At 29.3% G+C, this 16,420-nt stretch carries 17 protein-coding genes; 13 read left to right on the top strand and 4 right to left on the bottom strand.

The annotated features are described in order from the left end of the window. The first annotated feature begins 718 nt into the window (after positions 1-718). Genes AC3IPI_RS15715 through AC3IPI_RS15705 form a run of 3 tightly spaced genes read left to right on the top strand, consistent with a single transcriptional unit; the run spans position 719 to position 4,807 of the window. Positions 719-1,939, top strand: coding sequence for a hypothetical protein (locus AC3IPI_RS15715; protein WP_489153916.1), 1,221 nt, complete (start codon positions 719-721; stop codon positions 1,937-1,939). A 2-nt stretch (positions 1,940-1,941) separates the two neighbouring features. Beyond that, entirely contained in the window at positions 1,942-2,967 is a 1,026-nt protein-coding gene (locus AC3IPI_RS15710; protein ID WP_489153914.1) for a hypothetical protein, read from the top strand. Further along, positions 2,960-4,807 (top strand): metallophosphoesterase, encoded by a 1,848-nt coding sequence (locus AC3IPI_RS15705; RefSeq protein WP_489153912.1) that lies wholly within the window; start codon positions 2,960-2,962, stop codon positions 4,805-4,807. Before AC3IPI_RS15710 ends, AC3IPI_RS15705 begins: the two co-directional genes overlap by 8 nt. A gap of 329 nt (positions 4,808-5,136) precedes the next feature. Here the strand turns inward: AC3IPI_RS15705 and AC3IPI_RS15700 are convergent, their stop codons facing one another. Continuing rightward, on the bottom strand, positions 5,137-5,367 hold the full coding sequence (locus AC3IPI_RS15700; RefSeq protein WP_489153910.1) for a hypothetical protein: 231 nt from the start codon (positions 5,365-5,367) through the stop codon (positions 5,137-5,139). Between the two features lie 390 nt (positions 5,368-5,757). On the opposite strand from AC3IPI_RS15700, the gene AC3IPI_RS15695 reads away from it, so the two are divergent. Together AC3IPI_RS15695 and AC3IPI_RS15690 are read left to right on the top strand one after the other, a co-directional pair. Then, the gene (locus AC3IPI_RS15695; protein ID WP_086895834.1) at positions 5,758-6,078 is read left to right on the top strand and encodes an ArsR/SmtB family transcription factor; all 321 of its coding nucleotides are present in this window, start codon (positions 5,758-5,760) and stop codon (positions 6,076-6,078) included. Continuing rightward, on the top strand, positions 6,075-6,572 hold the full coding sequence (locus AC3IPI_RS15690; RefSeq protein ID WP_039119269.1) for an SRPBCC family protein: 498 nt from the start codon (positions 6,075-6,077) through the stop codon (positions 6,570-6,572). The genes AC3IPI_RS15695 and AC3IPI_RS15690 overlap by 4 nt, the downstream gene beginning before the upstream one ends. A gap of 106 nt (positions 6,573-6,678) precedes the next feature. On the opposite strand, the gene AC3IPI_RS15685 is transcribed toward AC3IPI_RS15690, so the two are convergent. Next, entirely contained in the window at positions 6,679-7,653 is a 975-nt protein-coding gene (locus AC3IPI_RS15685; protein ID WP_489153907.1) for a polyprenyl synthetase family protein, read from the bottom strand. A 664-nt stretch (positions 7,654-8,317) separates the two neighbouring features. Between AC3IPI_RS15685 and AC3IPI_RS15680 the strand changes: the two genes are divergently transcribed. Further along, a complete protein-coding gene (locus AC3IPI_RS15680; protein WP_489153905.1) occupies positions 8,318-8,767 on the top strand; it encodes a GNAT family N-acetyltransferase in 450 nt (149 codons plus the stop codon). A 78-nt stretch (positions 8,768-8,845) separates the two neighbouring features. Here AC3IPI_RS15680 and AC3IPI_RS15675 read toward each other — a convergent pair whose 3' ends face one another. Both AC3IPI_RS15675 and AC3IPI_RS15670 read right to left on the bottom strand, forming a co-directional pair. After that, positions 8,846-9,682: an IS3 family transposase gene (locus AC3IPI_RS15675; protein WP_489159212.1), complete on the bottom strand. Its 837-nt coding sequence runs from the start codon at positions 9,680-9,682 to the stop codon at positions 8,846-8,848. Next, entirely contained in the window at positions 9,679-10,197 is a 519-nt protein-coding gene (locus AC3IPI_RS15670; protein WP_489153903.1) for a transposase, read from the bottom strand. The genes AC3IPI_RS15675 and AC3IPI_RS15670 overlap by 4 nt, the downstream gene beginning before the upstream one ends. Before the next feature lie 123 nt (positions 10,198-10,320). Here AC3IPI_RS15670 and AC3IPI_RS15665 point away from each other — a divergent pair, with 123 nt between their 5' ends. From AC3IPI_RS15665 to AC3IPI_RS15635, 7 genes are all read left to right on the top strand, one after another. After that, entirely contained in the window at positions 10,321-11,178 is an 858-nt protein-coding gene (locus AC3IPI_RS15665) for an EamA/RhaT family transporter (protein ID WP_489153901.1), read from the top strand. Positions 11,179-11,186: 8 nt separating this feature from the next. Then, positions 11,187-11,681, top strand: a complete 495-nt coding sequence (locus AC3IPI_RS15660; RefSeq protein WP_489153899.1) for a DNA-deoxyinosine glycosylase — start codon at positions 11,187-11,189, stop codon at positions 11,679-11,681. Positions 11,682-11,779: 98 nt separating this feature from the next. Further along, positions 11,780-12,349, top strand: a complete 570-nt coding sequence (locus tag AC3IPI_RS15655; protein WP_489153897.1) for a pentapeptide repeat-containing protein — start codon at positions 11,780-11,782, stop codon at positions 12,347-12,349. A gap of 437 nt (positions 12,350-12,786) precedes the next feature. Beyond that, positions 12,787-13,311 carry a GNAT family N-acetyltransferase gene (locus AC3IPI_RS15650; RefSeq protein WP_489153895.1) on the top strand — a complete coding sequence of 175 codons (525 nt, stop codon included), beginning with the start codon at positions 12,787-12,789 and terminating at the stop codon, positions 13,309-13,311. A gap of 686 nt (positions 13,312-13,997) precedes the next feature. After that, a complete protein-coding gene (locus tag AC3IPI_RS15645) occupies positions 13,998-14,759 on the top strand; it encodes an MlaE family ABC transporter permease (RefSeq protein WP_039119277.1) in 762 nt (253 codons plus the stop codon). Position 14,760: 1 nt separating this feature from the next. Continuing rightward, complete coding sequence (locus AC3IPI_RS15640; RefSeq protein ID WP_039115823.1) at positions 14,761-15,537, top strand: ABC transporter ATP-binding protein; 777 nt, start codon at positions 14,761-14,763, stop codon at positions 15,535-15,537. A gap of 20 nt (positions 15,538-15,557) precedes the next feature. Continuing rightward, a complete protein-coding gene (locus tag AC3IPI_RS15635) occupies positions 15,558-16,364 on the top strand; it encodes an MlaD family protein (protein ID WP_323491324.1) in 807 nt (268 codons plus the stop codon). Positions 16,365-16,420 lie beyond the last annotated feature (56 nt).

Raw genomic sequence — 16,420 nt, 5'->3', positions numbered from 1 at the left:
CGCAGAAATTCACAAAGTTTTTATTCTCATTTTTGTCATCCCCTATTGTCATCCCTAGCGTAGTCGAAGGCTTATGAAACCGAAATAATAAAAGAATCTCGCAAAGAAGCGGAGCCGCAAAGTTTCTATTCTCATTTTTTGTCATTTCGACGAAGGAGACCCGAGCTATAGCAAAGACACACAGTTTTCTCCAATCTTGTCATTTCGAGGAACGAGAAATCTTCGCGAGTAACTCTACAAAGATTGACGATTTTCTATGCGGAGCTACTCACGAAGATTTACTTCGTCTATTCGCTATCGCTCGGGGCTCCTACGAAATGACACACTTTGTGGTTATGCTTTTTTTTTAAATTTTCTAGAGCTATTCCTGCTATCATTCCAATCTTTTTTATTGTGAAAAACAATAAAAAAGGATTTTCCTCCCGAGACTTCGGAACTATCAGGGCTAGGAATATAGTGTTAAAAAAAAATGCAAATCCGCCTTATCAGGTATTGGATATGTGCAGAAGTAAATAATTATAAATATCTATTTAATATTTCCTTATTTATTAGTATACTAGTTAAAAAACAAATATTATATCAAATACGATTTTCCGTAAAATAATTTATATTATAAAAATAATATTTGCAAATCATAAAATACTCTGTTTTAAATTACATAATTTTAGCAAATGAAACATTTCAAGAAATCTAAAAAAAATATCGTTAAAAAAGAGACATGGTTAGTATTTTAAAAAATAACGAGAATTTAACTACGTACAATTTTTATTCTTCTTTTTTAAAAGAAGTAGCTATTTATATCAAAGAGAATAAGAAAATTGATTTCAAGTTAGTAGAAAATGGTGATGACTTAGTATTTGATTCAAATTATCGAATAGATCCAATTACAATTCCTTTGTTATTAAGTTTAATCGAACAATTAAGTAAATTTTATAAAAAACCAATCAATTTATCTTTATATAACAATCATGCAACAAAACAAGTTTTAAATTTTTTGTATAAAAGCGATTTTTTTTATATAGCAGGAAATAATTCAAGCCCCTATTTTCCTTACGGAAAGCACATATTAAAATTTGAAGAAGAATATCTCGGCGATTTTATTAAAAAACAATTAAGACCTGAACATCGTGTAAGGTGTTATTCTTTAATTGATAACAATTTAGGCGAAAAACTTCATAATTGTACAAATGACGATGAGCGAAGAGATTTTTTAATATCAGAATATGTATATATCGTACGAGATCATTTTCAAGATCTATTATTTGATAATAAAAATACATCCATAAAAGCAGATTATTATATTGAGATTTTATCTGAATTGATTACGAATGGTGTATTGCATTCAAAATCAAATACATTTGCTTTAATGTTTGTAAATAAGTTTTCAACAAAGTTTTCAATCTCAGATAATGGTATTGGCTTCGAAGAGTCATTAAAAAACAAAAACGAAACCCTCCTTTACATACCTTTAGAATTAAAGAATAAACTTGATGAAGTAAAAATTTTAAAAGTGAATGATAAAGTTTTGAATAATTTAAATTATATAATTGAAACATTATTTTTTTCATCTTTAAAAGATAGAAGAGGATTATTTGATTTGATGGTTTCTGTAGTTTTAAATTCTAATGGGTATTTTAGACTTCATTCTGATAATTCGCAAATAATTATTTCTAATCGAATGCAAAATGAATTACTTGAATTAAGTAAATTAAGAAATGATTTGTTTGACATACATAAAACTATTCTAATCAATAAAATAGTCGATGGTAGATTTAATGCTAAGATGATTTTAATAAAAAATGACATTTTAGATTGCTTTGTGGAACTATATTATAATCTGTGTAATAAGTATAATAACGATTTCAAATATTCTTCTATTAGGTTTTACAATGTAAAATTTAAGGGAGTTCATATTGAGGTAGAAATTCCAACAATATAGGTATGGTAATATCATATATAGAAAATCCCAAGTATATTTATTTTAACTTACATGCAGAAGAAATAATATCTTCAAATTATTTAAACGATAATAATGAAGGTATTTATATAGCTAGTTTACAGTTTGAAACGATTAATAGACTTTTTAATTTCATTAAAGAAAAATCTTTTGAAGATCAAAAACATATTCTTCTTGATTTTGATAATTTGGAGCATGTTCAAGTAAATATTCTTGATAAAATTACTGAAATTAGAGATTTAGGTTATAAATTAATATTCATTAATATTTCAGAAAAGATTGTTAAACCTTTATCGTTGAAATCAATTGAAAATACTAAAAATGTACTTAACGAAATTGATGGTTATAATACTTTTTATTTTTTTTCTGATAAGAAATCTGAATTTTATACAATTGAATTAAAGAATGGCAAGATTTTCTATGATTATTTTAAAAATAGATTGTCAAAAGATTATATTATTAAATATCAAAAGCCTCATGCTTCATCTTTTGTTTATCTCCATTCATTTGTTGATCTAAAAAGGTTTATAAGTATTGAAACTCCATTTATTTACTATGCCTTATATAGACTTGCTATAAAAATAAAAACTAAATGGCAAACTGAATTAATAAATAACCCCATTTTAGTATGTCAAAGTCTGACCAGTACTTTTATTGTTTCAGTATTATCTAAACTATTAAAACTTGATATTTTAGTTTTTGATAAAATAGGCCCAATAACAAAATTATACAACAAACTTGAAAAACATAATTTCGAAAATAGAAAATATATTGTTGTGTCTGATTTAGTTTGTTTAGGAACTGAAGTTAAAATAACAAAAAATTTAATTGAATTTTCAGGTGGTCAATATCTTGGGAATGTTTCTCTAGTAAAAGTTGAAACCTTAACTAGAGAAGATTTAGACTTAGAGAATATTGATCGAACAATATCTGTTTTTTCTATAACAAATAAAAATAATGCTGACTTAAATTATTACATATATACTAATTTGAAACCATTAAATGAATAGTATAATTCTACATATATCAGATTTACATGTCTCTTTAGATAAAAAAATTGGAGGTGAAATAAATATTTATGATTCATATTTAAGTACTTCAGAAATCAAAGAGTCTTCCATTTTATTCATTGATAAATTCATTAATGCTATTAATAGAGATTATTCTGCTTTTAATTTATATCTATTAATTACAGGAGATACAACTAATGCCGGTGAAATAAAAGAGTTTGAATTTGCCTTGGAATTTCTTCTTAGAATAATATCCAAATTGAAAATTAAAAAAGAAAATATTCTTCTAACTCCAGGAGATCATGATTTAAACAGAAGATCAATAGAAAATTTACTTGAAACAAATGAAAAAAGTACTTCTCAAGAAATTAATGAAGTAAAATATAAAAATTTTGCAGATTTCTACAATAAATTATTAGATAAGAAATTTGATCCTAATAAGATAATTTTCGATACATTATTAATTGAAAAATCGATATTAATTTTAGGTGTCAATTCTTGTACAAAAATAGATTTAGTACAAAAACTAGGAAATGTACCAATTTTAGAATTTGAAAAAGAATTAGAATCAATTGATAATTTTAATGATTACAAAACGATAACATGTCTTCATCATAATTTCACTTCAGCTTATGAAAATAAAAATGATGGTCAATGGGATTCTAATAATAGACAGTCTTTTTTGGATAAATTACTCAGTTTAGGTATTGAATTTATATTTACTGGAAACGAACATACAAATAGTTGTAAAAGTTTATTTCTTGGACTCATTACAACAAGTGATTCAGGTTGTTTAACATCTAAAAAGTGGGATTCTACTTTTAAAGTATATGATGTTTTAATTAATGATGATATTATTTTAAAAAATAAAATTTATTCACTTCAAAAAACAGGAGGAAACGATTCTGCTTATGAATGGGATATAAGAACTAATAAAGTTTTTTCTCAACCAGATGAATTTGTAATTTATAAAAAAAATCCACCTGTAATTGAAGATGATATAATCGAAATTCCAAATATTGATTCTTTTCAGCTTGTTGAAGAAATAATACACGAAATAATAGAAGATATCGAATTGGAGTCAGAAGATTTAAATATTTATCATAATCCTGAATTTACTGATGTTTTATATGATAGAGTGAAAAAGTTGAAAATATTTCATTCTGGCCATTTTCATTGGAGTGAAACTTCTAGAGCGCATAATTGGATTGATGTATCAAAACTAATAGAAGATAAAGAAAATTTAAACTTTGTTAAAAATGCAATAATTGATGTTATAGAGAAAAAAATCTCAACAGATAATATTGACCTTGTAATAGGTTTAGGATATGAAGGAAATATAATTTCTTCTAAAACAGCAATAAAATATAATAAACCATATGCTTTTTTACCATATTCCTATAGACATGATGAACATCATGTTTTTGAAAATGCATTAAATTTTGATAATAATACAGAAGCTTTCAAAACTGTTCTAATAATTACTGATGTCGTCAATGATGGAAGAACAATCAGAAAATTAATAAAGAAAAGACAGAATGCTTTTTTTGAAAAAGTTGAAAAAGTATATGTTATTTCTCTTTTTTACACAGGACAATCTGTATTAAATAATAACATATTAAATTTTAATTTTGTAAAAACTATACCAGGATATGATGTTGAAAATGATGAAGAAGTCAATAATATTGAATTTTATACAGTTAAAAGTTTAAAAGTTGAAAAATGTCCATATGGAAAAGATTTCAGAGAAAGTTGTTTAATTGTTAAAGATAATTTAAGTTGTATCAATTTGTTTTATGATGAAACCAAATATAAAGATAGGGCAAAACAAAAAGTTTAAAAATATAATTGTTTGAGATTTACAACACTTTAAAAGATGAATGATTTAAATAAAATATTAAATTACTTCTGCAAGTATAACTTATCTAAAAAAAATGTTCCCCCTGCTAGCGAGAGCGTATCGCTCGTGAACACAAAGAATGACAACTAAATACATGGAAATAAGAATCTAACAGTAGTTTTCCGAAAAGATATTTATAGTGATTTTGGTATTGTTGATTTAGATTGCGTTCACGAGCGAGACGCTCGCGGCAGCAATAGAAATTAAATCTACATAAAAAAACCTCGACTTTTAAAATCGAGGTTTAATAAAAATATAATCAGATAAACTTATTCTACATCCAAATAAGGATTTAGAATTTCGGCTAATTCATTGAGCCAATAAAAGCTGTTTTCTAGGTTTATTATTTCGTTTTGGAGGGTTTGTTCTCTCATGGCTCCTAAAGCAAGAAGATAATTTGCTTGCCTTATTACCTTAGCCATCCCTTTTGGGTCTATTGTATTGTTAAAGAAATTCATGAGCCTTGTTTTGGCTTCTTCTGAAAGGTTGTTTGTACTCATAATGTCGTAATTTAAGAATATAAAAACCCTTGCATTTTAGTGTTTCTAACGCCTACGACAGCGTTTACGGTCGTTTCCGATACCGCACACATAATACAAGGGCAATTTATTTAGTTCTTAAGGTCGTAGTTTAAGAACGGCAAATATAGGAAAAACCCGCGTAATCGATGGGCTTTTCCTATCCTATTTTATACTGAAGAAATAACCTCGTAAAGACGCAATTCTGTTCCGACACTTCGGAATCTGGAGCAAAGAAAATAACTTTAAAACTTTGTTTCTTAGTGACTTTGCAGCATGATTTTAAAAAATAATCATCTAAAAATTTGCGAAACCGAATAGTTGCACGTACATTTGCAACTGATTGGTTTCTTATTTTAAACTTTAAGTAATATGAGACGAGATATATTTCAGGCAGTAGCCGACCCAACAAGGCGATCTATAATTGCCTTACTTGCCATACAAGCAATGACACCCAACGCCATTGCGGAGAACTTTGACACTAGCCGACAATCTGTTTCTAAACACCTTCGGATACTTACCGAATGCGAACTTGTAAAACAGGAACAACAAGGCAGAGAAATTTATTATTCACTCGAAATTGAAAAAATGAAAGAGATTGATAAATGGTTAACCCAATTTAGAGAAATCTGGGAAACTAAATTTAATCAACTCGACGAAGTATTATTAACACTTAAAAATCAGAAAAAATGAAAAATTTACAATTTGATTTTACCGTTGACAAATCCATAAAAACGGTATTCATAAACCGAGAATTTAATGCTGAACTTCCGCTAGTTTGGGACGCTTTTACCAAACCAGAACTTCTGGATCAATGGGTTGCTCCTAAACCATGGTCAGCTAAAACAAAACACATGAATTTTGAAGTTGGCGGACGAAGATTTTATGCTATGGTAAGTCCCGAAGGATTGGAACGCTGGTCTGTTCAGGAATATACTTCGATTACTCCAAAGACCAATTTTAAAATGTACAATACTTTTGCCGACGAAAATGAAAATAAAGAAATACCCGGTTCAGATTGGGATTACAATTTTAGCGAACAAAACGGCATAACAAAAGTGAGCATTACTATTGTAAATGAATCTCTGGAACGTTTGGAGAGAATGATTGAAATGGGCTTTAAAGAAGGCTTTACAATGTCTATTGATAACTTAGAAAAATTATTAGGGACTTTATCTCAAAAATGATTAAAGTAATAAATTGTAAACTGAGCTGTAGGAAATCTACTTACTTCATACAGCTTAGTTCATAAAATTTTCTTACCCTGCTACACTGAAAAATTAAGCAGAACGATTAAACTTCTCTTCCTATTAAATTTTGCCCAAAAGTTCTCAATAACATTTTCTTATTTTCGTCTATATTAATCTTGTCCAAAGTTTTAAAGGCCTTAAAAGTATATCTTTCAATTTCCTCTTGTGTTACTCTTGATGCTCCGGATGTCCGAAACAATTCCGTTACACTTTTTATCTTTTTTACATTATCATCAAGACGAACAGTATACAATTCTAATAAGTGTTCTTTTTCGGTTGTATTTAAAAGTTCAAGAGCCTTTAAATATAAAAAGGTTTTTTTATTCGAAATTATATCACCTCCTAATCGTCTTCCAAAAATAAGAGTGTCGCCAAAAATGTCGAGATAATCATCTTGCAACTGAAATGCCATTCCTAAATTAAGCCCAAAATCATAAACTAAATCGCAATTTTCCTGAGATGTTTGAGCAATAGTAGCACCTATTTTCATAGATGTTGCAATGAGTAATGCTGTTTTATATTCAATCATTTTTAGGTATTCTGAAACTGTAACATCTTGCCTACTTTCAAAATCAACATCCCAACGTTGCCCTTCACAAACTCCTAGAGCCATCTTGTTAATTGCTTTAATCAAATTCATGGCAAGGGTTGGTTCATATCCCTCTAGATAATGATACGTTAAAATAAGCATAGCATCTCCTGAAAGAATAGCTGTGTTATTATCCCATTTTGTATGTACAGTTGGTTTTCCTCTCCTAATAGGGTCTTCATCTATAATATCATCATGAACTAATGATGAATTATGAAAAACCTCTAATGCTAAAGCAGCTGGTAATGCTGATTTGAAACCTCCTTCAAAAATTTCTGTAGTTACCAAAGTAAGAACAGGTCGCAGTCGTTTTCCTCCCAAAAACAGTATATAAGTTATTGGGTCATATAGATTTTTTGGTTCTTTATTTATATTTTGATTCTCTAAATAACTAATAAAAAAATCTGTGTATTGGGCTATTGAATACATAACATTAAGATTATAAGTTTATAAAGAGTTAAAATACAGCTTTATATACTTATTTATGTCTTAATTTATTTATTTTACAAATCCATTATCTTGTTCTCGTAATTTTTTCAAAATCCTGAAAATTACCCTAAAAAATATTAAATTAACCCGTTGGGTGTAATTCGTAAAAATTTCATTTAACACATAGAAACATAGATTTTATGTGTAAAAAAGAACACAAAAAGAAATACATTTCTTTCACATAGCTAGTCCCGAAGCTTCGGGATGCATTTAAAACAAGTGAAACGCCTTTTTTGTGTGTATAAGACCTATGTTTCTATGTGTTAAAATTAATTACACCCAACGGGTTAAATTATTTTATCCTTCCAAAAAAGGTGATAGAATTACTAATCTTCCCTCCTAGCCCCGATGGAAACGGCATCCTTTTTATGGCTCCTTTAGCCATGAAAAGATATAGTGTACAGCGGGACTCAAGTTGATATTAACTAACTCTTGTTCTGCTCCTGGAAAATAGAATCTTCTATTTATTTAATATTGTTTTACAGGAAAGATTATTGCTTGCTGTATTAATAAAACTTAAAATTTTCTTATTGATTTTGAATATATGTAGTCAACTACGTATATTTGCATATAAATTATTTTTTGACAGCATAAATCAATTAAAATGAAGAATAAATCAAACGCAACTTTGACCAATATAATTAAGACTGAACAAATCGATAACCAAGATCAAATAGATCTTGCGTTCTTTATACGAAGACAAGTTTTTGTAGAGGAGCAGCATGTATCGGTAGAACGCGAATCGATGGATGATAACGAATCTGTTCATTACTTAGCTACTTATAATGAGTTGCCTGCTGGTGCAGCGAGATATAGAAAAACAGAAAAAGGAACTAAAATAGAACGTATTGCCGTACTGAAAAACTATAGAGGAAAAGGTATTGGCGAAGCATTATTGCTTAAAATTCTGGATGATGTAAAATTGGAAGAAAAGATATACTTGCATGCTCAGGTTGTTGCGAAACAATTTTATATAAAAAATGGTTTTAAAGAAACTGATAATTATTTTGTAGATGCTGGAATCGAACATCTCGAAATGGATTTTATTAAATAAACCTGATTTTCAGCTAAATATAAAGCCTTCTAAAACATCCGTTTTAGACTGCACCCAAAAGTTTGGACAAATTTATAATTAAGTTTGATAATAATGAGCTCGATATTTTATCGGGCTCATTTTGTTTAAATTTGATTTAATTCTTTCGTTATTGTAATATATTATATACTTATTAATTTCTTTTTTTAATTGTTCTATTGATTTGAATTTTTGGGTATAAAACATTTCAGATTTTAATATTCCAAAGAAGTTTTCAATAATTGCATTATCTAGGCAGTTTCCTTTTCTTGACATGCTTTGTTTGATTCCTTTTTGTTTTAATAAAAGTTGGTAATGATTCATTTGATATTGCCAGCCTTGGTCTGAATGAAGTATTAAATTTGTATTATCTGGTATTTTTCTAAAGGCCTTTTTCAGCATCATAACCACTTGATTAAACACTGGTCTCTCTGTGAGTTCATAGCTGATTATTTCCTGATTAAATAAGTCAATTATTGGTGATAAATATAATTTGTTTCCAGCTACATTGAACTCTGTTATATCAGTTGCCCATTTTTGATTTGGAGCTTTTGCTTTAAAATTTCGTTCTAGTATATTTGGAGCTATTTTACCATTTTCACCTTTATAAGACTTATACTTTTTTACTCTAATAACACTTTTTAACCCTAATAGATTCATCAATCTAAGAACTGTTTTATGATTGATAACCAGTCCTCTGTTTTGTAATTCATCGGTTATTCTTCTGTAACCATAACGCCCTTTATGTCTGTGATAAATGACTTTAATCAACTCTTTAATTTCTTTATATTTATCAGGTGACTTACTTTGTTTTTGATGATAATAAAAACTGCTGCGTGCCATATTTGCAAGGTTCAAAAGTAATTCCAAACCAAATTTATGCCTTAATTCGTTTATGGCTTTGGATTTTTCCTGGCTTGAATTAAGGCTTGCAGCTTTTTTAGCAATTCATTCTCACAGCGAAGTCTTTCGTTTTCTTTTAGCAGTTCTTGCTCTCTTGTCAGGGGTTTCTCTGATTTACTTTTTTTGCCTTTATTATTACTCATCGATACGGGTCTGCCTCTTTGTTTTGGTTGTAATCCTACTAGTCCAAAGTTAGCAAAATCTTTTTTCCATTTTAAAACTATGGAAATATCGGGAATATTAAATCTTATACCAGTCTGCATTAAGGTAAGGGATTCCTTTTCTATGATATTGAGCACTTTTAGCTTAAATTCGGCTGAATAGCTTTGATTCATTCGTGACAATAAACCAATTTTACCATATGCCTTATAAAAACTGACCCACTTACGAATATTCCATCTTGCAGTCTTTTTTAATTTTGAAACATATCCATCTGAATAATGCTTCTTTAAAACCAATTCTACACATTCTAACTTAAATGCATAGTCATACCTTGCTTTTCTTTCCATAAAAAATGCCCCAAATAGTGTCTAACTTTTTGGGGCATGTTCATTTTTGAAGGCTTTTTTTAATTAAAATAGAAGTAAATTTGGGAGCGAATAATTTCGTCGAAAATAAACCAGAAAAAATATATGTTATTTCTAATTTTAAGTATTGTATGTAGTGTAAGTGTTGGTGTTTTATTTAAGATAGCACGAAAATACGATACTAATAATACCCAAATCGTAGCTTACAATTACATCTTTGCACTGGCACTTTGTTATATATCATTTAGCCCAGATATTACTGCAATTACAGCTGCTGCACCATGGAATCTTTACATTGTGATTGGGGTTTTATTACCTTCTATATTTCTCTTTTTGGCTCTGTCTATAAAACATATGGGGATTGTAAAAACCGATGCTGCACAACGCCTTTCGCTATTTATACCTATTCTTGCTGCTTGGTTATTATTTAAAGAAGAATTTAATATTCTTAAAATAACTGCGCTTTTAATTGGTTTTCCTGCCCTATTGCTTATCCTGAATAAACCCGCAGACAAGACCACTAATAAATGGTTTTATCCTGCAATTGTATTATTAGGTTTTGGAGTAATTGATATTCTTTTTAAGCAAATAGCAACTCACACAGATCTTCCCTACACTACTTCGTTGTTTGCAATTTTTGCAATCTCAATGACGATAATGATTGTAGTAGTTCTTTATCAAACTCTTATTAAAAAAGTAAAACTAACTCCGAGAAATATCTTATTTGGTGGATTAATTGGTATCCTTAATTTTGGTAATATTCTTTTTTACTTAAAAGCGCATAAGGAATTTGCCGAAAATCCGTCGACTGTTTTTGCGGGAATGAATATGGGTGTAATCATTATAGGAAGTCTTACTGGTATTTTAGTCTTTAAAGAAAAACAAACTAAGCTGAATTATCTCGGGCTTTTCCTTGCGTTAATAGCCATTGTTTTAATTGTGATTTCTCAAAATAGTAAATAAGCTAAATAATGGAAAGTTATTCTTTTGATCCCATATCGTCACCAAATGCCTCTGTTTTAATTCTGGGAACTATGCCTGGAACAAAATCTTTGGAGTTAGGACAATATTACGGGCATAAACAAAATAACTTCTGGAAAATATTATTCACCGTTTTCAATGAAGATTTTACTGATGCTTATGAAGCTAAAAAAGAAATCTTAATAAAAAACAACATCGCATTATGGGATGTTTTAAAATACTGTGACAGAGTTGGAAGTCTTGATAGCGCCATTAAGAATGAAATAACAAATGATTTTGATACTTTCTTAAAACAACATCCAAATATTAAAACTATCTTGTTTAATGGACAAAAAGCGGCTGCATTTTTTAAAAAGTATATTAAAGTAAATAACGATTATAAACTTATTACGCTTCCGTCAACCAGTCCTGCAAATGCTGGAAAGTCATTCGATTCTAAACTAAATGAATGGAAAATTATTTTGGTATTACAGCAAAAAATTTAAAAACCAAATCTTGAATTCTACAATAAATATTTTCGTTTATTTGTATCACCTTTTCATTTTTCACATTTCACTTTTACCTTTTTCCACCACTAATTAACATGACTGACTATTTCCTTGATATTGAATATAAAGACATCACTTATAACATAGATGATGCAAATTTCAAGGATTTTGAATCTTGTACTTTTACCAATTGCAATTTTTCTGCCTGTACTTTTCTAGCCGTTACTTTTATCGATTGTGTTTTTAATAATTGCATCTTTAGCGAAGCCAAAATAAACTATGTCGCTTTTAGAACCGCTACTTTTAATGATTGTGAAATCAAGGATGTGAATTTTGCCATGTGTGACAAACTCATCTTTGAAGTAAATTTTAATAATTGTATTCTCGATTTTTCTAAGTTTTATACTTTAAAGATTAAAGGAACTTCGTTTACAGATTGCAGTTTGGTTGCTGTAGATTTTATGGCGAGCGATATTACAAATGTAATTTTTGATAATTGCGACTTATATCGTGCCGAATTTGATAAAGCTATTGCAAATAAAACTGACTTTAAAACGAGTTATAATTATACCATCGACCCATCTAGAGTAAAACTCAAAAAAGCTATTTTTACCTTAAAAGAAGTAAAAGGATTGCTTTTTAAACATGATATTATAGTAAGCTAAAAGGATTTCAAGAAAATGTGTGTGTTTTATAGTTACTAACTTAAACTGTCTAGAAAGGAACGCGGATTTAACGGATTCGCTATGGCGAAAACGCGGATAAAAACGGATTTTTTTAACAATGGTGATATCGATTCTGAAGCTTCAGGACGGAAAGGGAGAAATCTGTTTTTATCTGCGTCTTTACTTTTAGTAAATCAGTATTATCCGCGTTCCTTTCGCAAAGAGTTAGATAGAAATAAAAGAATTCAGTCCTATCTCGACATTTCGGGATTGCGACCTCTGCGTAAACCATTGCGCCCTTTGCGGTTAATTTCTTAAGTCTAAAATATTCACGACTTCATCTATTAATTTTAAAAATCAATTTTAATCCGTGTACATTGACAAAAAATTAAAAACTATATATTTACTTCTTCAATATTAACAAACCATATTAGATTATGAATAACCAAGAATATACCATCCGAAATGCTAAAGCAAATGAATTTGAAGAAATCGGAAAATTGATGGTTCTGGTTTATTCGCAATTAGAAGGTTTTCCTAAAGAATCTGAGCAACCCACTTATTATAAGATGCTTGCCAATATTGGCGACTTAACTACTAATCCCGAAACAGAACTTTTGGTTGCTGTTTCTTCTGATAACAAAATAGTTGGTGGCGTAGTTTATTTTGGCGATATGCAATATTATGGTTCTGGCGGAATTGCTACCAAAGAAAAAAACACCTCTGGTTTCCGATTATTAGCAGTAGATCCTATGACAAGAGATCAAGGAATTGGTAAACTATTAATAAATGATTGCATCCTGAAAGCTAAAAACAAGAAACAACATCAGCTAATTATCCATTCGACCAAAGCAATGCAAACTGCTTGGAAAATGTATGAACGATTGGGTTTTAAAAGATCTGAAGATTTGGATTTTATGCAAGGTGAACTTCCTGTTTTTGGTTTTAGATTATTGTTCTAAACAAAAAATAGATATGTTCCTTTAAATAAGACACTTTAAAACTTCTACTCTCTTAAATCACTTATATAATTTAAGAAAAACGAAACATATAAGTCATGTAAGTACATTTAAGCGTAATCTAATAAAACTTATAATTCCTTAAATGGCTTATATGGTTTAAGAAAAAATAAACATATAAATGATGTAAATACATTTAAGCTTACTCCAATAAAACTTATTTTTCCTTTATAGTGTAATAATCTTCTACTTTCTTAAATCACTTATATGGTTTAAGAAAAGTCAATATATAAGTTATGTAAGTACATTTAAGCGTAGTGTATCAAAACTTATATTTCTTCTTTGGCGAAAGCCAATAAATCTTTAGTTTATCGGATTTATTATTCTTTTTTTACTTTTTACAACACCTATTTACATCATTATTGCTTAATCGATGCGAATTATATAATCTTTATTTAAAGTTATATAATGAAAATTGTATGTGAAATACTGACCTTTATCATTACAACAACAAACATAACAATTTACAAATCAATATTTTAAAACACCTTGATTTGTAAAATCATAGTGTTTTTCAAGAAAATATAAATTACCTTTAGTTAAGTATTTTTTTACAGACTAAGAATTTTTCCATTTTTTTAATACGCATTACGATTATAAAATGATTTTTCAACAACTAAAAATATACTATGCAACTTTTCTACTTAAAAGACACTTTTACAGATATTGGTGATGTAACACTTTTTACCAAAAAGTTTTTCAAGGAGGTTTTTATTCCTCCATACGAAACCAAAGAATTCTTTAGGCAATGTTATCTTATTGGCTATAAATCTCTTCCGTTGGTAGCGATAACAGGCTTTATAATGGGATTAGTGCTTACATTGCAAACAAGACCTACTTTAGCCACTTTTGGCGCAGAATCCTGGTTACCAGGTATGGTTGCATTGTCATTAATTCGAGAAATTGCTCCAGTAATTACGGCATTAATTTGCGCAGGAAAAATTTCATCCGGAATTGGTGCCGAACTAGGTTCGATGAAAGTCACCGAGCAAATAGATGCTATGGAAGTAGCAGCCATAAATCCGTTTAAATACTTGGTTGTAACCCGCATTTTAGCCACAACTTTAATGGTTCCTATATTGGTAATTTTTGCCGATGCAATAGGAATTTTAGGCGGCTATGCAGGAATTACAATTCACAGCGATGTAAATGCTTATCGCTATATGTCGCAAGTTTTTGAATCCCTAGACTTTATAGACATTTTTCCCGCCACTATAAAAACTTTTTTCTTTGGTTTTTTTATAGGAATGATTGGCTGTTACAAAGGTTTTAATGCCGCAAATGGTACCGAAAGTGTTGGTAAAGCTGCAAACTCAGCAGTAGTTACAGCATCACTTACCATTTTTATCATAGATATGCTCGCAGTACAAATCACTGATTTATTCTTTTAATATGAAATCTGAACAAGAAAATATAGTACAAACAGTTGCTCCCAATAAAAAAACTCCTGTAATCGAGATTAAAGATTTGCATAAATCTTTTGGCGATAATGATGTTTTAAAAGGAGTAAATCTTACTGTAAATAAAGGCGAAGACTTAGTGATATTAGGAAGGTCTGGCGAAGGAAAATCTATAACTATAAAATGTATTGTAGGATTGGTAATTCCTGAGAAAGGAAATATAAGTGTTTTAGGCGAAGAAATAATTGGATTAGGAAAAAGTGAACTCAATAAGATAAGAGTCAAAATTGGATTTCTTTTTCAAAGTGGGGCTTTATATGATTCGATGTCGGTAAGAGAGAATTTAGAATTTACATTAAAAAGACATAACAAGGAATTATCCCCTCAGGAAATAGAAACTGAAGTTATGGATGTTCTCGAAAGTGTTGGTCTAGCCGATGCTGTAGATAAAATGCCTTCGGAATTATCCGGCGGTATGCGAAAACGAATTGGTCTTGCCCGTACATTAATACTAAAACCTGAAATTATTTTGTATGACGAACCTACCACGGGATTGGATACAATTACATCTAAAGAAATAAGTGAATTAATATTAGAAATTAAGAAAAAACGTAAAACTACCTCGATAATTATTACCCATGATATGTCTTGTGCAAAACTAACTGCAGATAGAGTTATGATTTTAAAAGATGGTGTAATACATGCTGAAGGGAAATACGAAGAATTAGAAAAAAGTGAAGATGAATGGGTAAGATCATTCTTTATATAAACATTTAATAAAACGAAATTATGAATAAGGAATCTGGATATAAATGGAAACTAGGAATGTTTGTAACAATAGGCTTAATCCTTTTTATGGTAACTATTTACTTTATCGGAAAACAACAAAATCTATTTGGTTCAACATTTCATATAACATCAACTTTTAAAACCGTAAGTGGTTTACAAGTCGGAAACAATGTACGTTTCTCAGGAATTAACATTGGTACTGTCGAAGAAATACAATTGATAAACGATTCTTCGGTAGTTGTAAAACTAGTTATAAAAGAAGAGGTCAAGCAATTTATAAAGACTGATGCCAGAGCTAGCATTGGCTCTGAAGGATTGATGGGTGACAAAGTTCTTACCATATCTCCGGGAAACAAATCTAATAGAATCATTGCTAATAATGGCAAAATTGCTTCTATAGATGCCATCGAAATGGATGATATCATGAAAAGTGTAAAGAAAAGTGTGGACAACGCAGGTGTAATATCCGAAGAACTTGCCATTTTCACCCATAATATGAATAATGGGAACGGTGCATTATCTAGATTAATGACTGATCCTAAACTTGCAAATACACTGACCAAAACAATTACCAATCTAGAAAATGGTACACAAGGGTTTAGTCAGAACATGGAAGCAGCCAAAAGTAATTTCTTGTTTAGAGGATATTACAAAAAACAGGAAAAAGAGAAAGAAAAGGAACAAGAAGAAGCTGATAAAAAAGCAAAGGAAGAACATGAAAAACTAGAGAAGGAGAAAAAAGAGAAAGAAAAAGAAAAGGAGAACGAGAAAAAAGAAGAAGCTACAAAAGAAAACACAAAAAAATAATATATAAAAATACTTCTACTTTAACTTCTAATATAATTACTTGTTCTAAAAACAGT

It is taken from the genome of Flavobacterium sp. GL_143 (assembly GCF_057834355.1).
Note: the sequence above shows the minus strand (reverse complement) of the source record. Positions and strands in the feature narration are given on the sequence as shown.

Bases quoted from the DNA above. Each gene is read 5' to 3' on its own strand.
- AC3IPI_RS15665 (WP_489153901.1), top strand. From the start codon at position 10,321: ATGTTATTTCTAATTTTAAGTATTGTATGTAGTGTAAGTGTTGGTGTT.
- AC3IPI_RS15670 (WP_489153903.1), bottom strand. From the start codon at position 10,197: ATGGAAAGAAAAGCAAGGTATGACTATGCATTTAAGTTAGAATGTGTA.
- AC3IPI_RS15650 (WP_489153895.1), top strand. From the start codon at position 12,787: ATGAATAACCAAGAATATACCATCCGAAATGCTAAAGCAAATGAATTT.
- AC3IPI_RS15705 (WP_489153912.1), top strand. From the start codon at position 2,960: ATGAATAGTATAATTCTACATATATCAGATTTACATGTCTCTTTAGAT.
- AC3IPI_RS15710 (WP_489153914.1), top strand. From the start codon at position 1,942: ATGGTAATATCATATATAGAAAATCCCAAGTATATTTATTTTAACTTA.
- AC3IPI_RS15695 (WP_086895834.1), top strand. From the start codon at position 5,758: ATGAGACGAGATATATTTCAGGCAGTAGCCGACCCAACAAGGCGATCT.
- AC3IPI_RS15700 (WP_489153910.1), bottom strand. From the start codon at position 5,367: ATGAGTACAAACAACCTTTCAGAAGAAGCCAAAACAAGGCTCATGAAT.
- AC3IPI_RS15655 (WP_489153897.1), top strand. From the start codon at position 11,780: ATGACTGACTATTTCCTTGATATTGAATATAAAGACATCACTTATAAC.
- AC3IPI_RS15635 (WP_323491324.1), top strand. From the start codon at position 15,558: ATGAATAAGGAATCTGGATATAAATGGAAACTAGGAATGTTTGTAACA.
- AC3IPI_RS15690 (WP_039119269.1), top strand. From the start codon at position 6,075: ATGAAAAATTTACAATTTGATTTTACCGTTGACAAATCCATAAAAACG.
- AC3IPI_RS15680 (WP_489153905.1), top strand. From the start codon at position 8,318: ATGAAGAATAAATCAAACGCAACTTTGACCAATATAATTAAGACTGAA.
- AC3IPI_RS15645 (WP_039119277.1), top strand. From the start codon at position 13,998: ATGCAACTTTTCTACTTAAAAGACACTTTTACAGATATTGGTGATGTA.
- AC3IPI_RS15685 (WP_489153907.1), bottom strand. From the start codon at position 7,653: ATGTATTCAATAGCCCAATACACAGATTTTTTTATTAGTTATTTAGAG.
- AC3IPI_RS15660 (WP_489153899.1), top strand. From the start codon at position 11,187: ATGGAAAGTTATTCTTTTGATCCCATATCGTCACCAAATGCCTCTGTT.
- AC3IPI_RS15640 (WP_039115823.1), top strand. From the start codon at position 14,761: ATGAAATCTGAACAAGAAAATATAGTACAAACAGTTGCTCCCAATAAA.
- AC3IPI_RS15715 (WP_489153916.1), top strand. From the start codon at position 719: ATGGTTAGTATTTTAAAAAATAACGAGAATTTAACTACGTACAATTTT.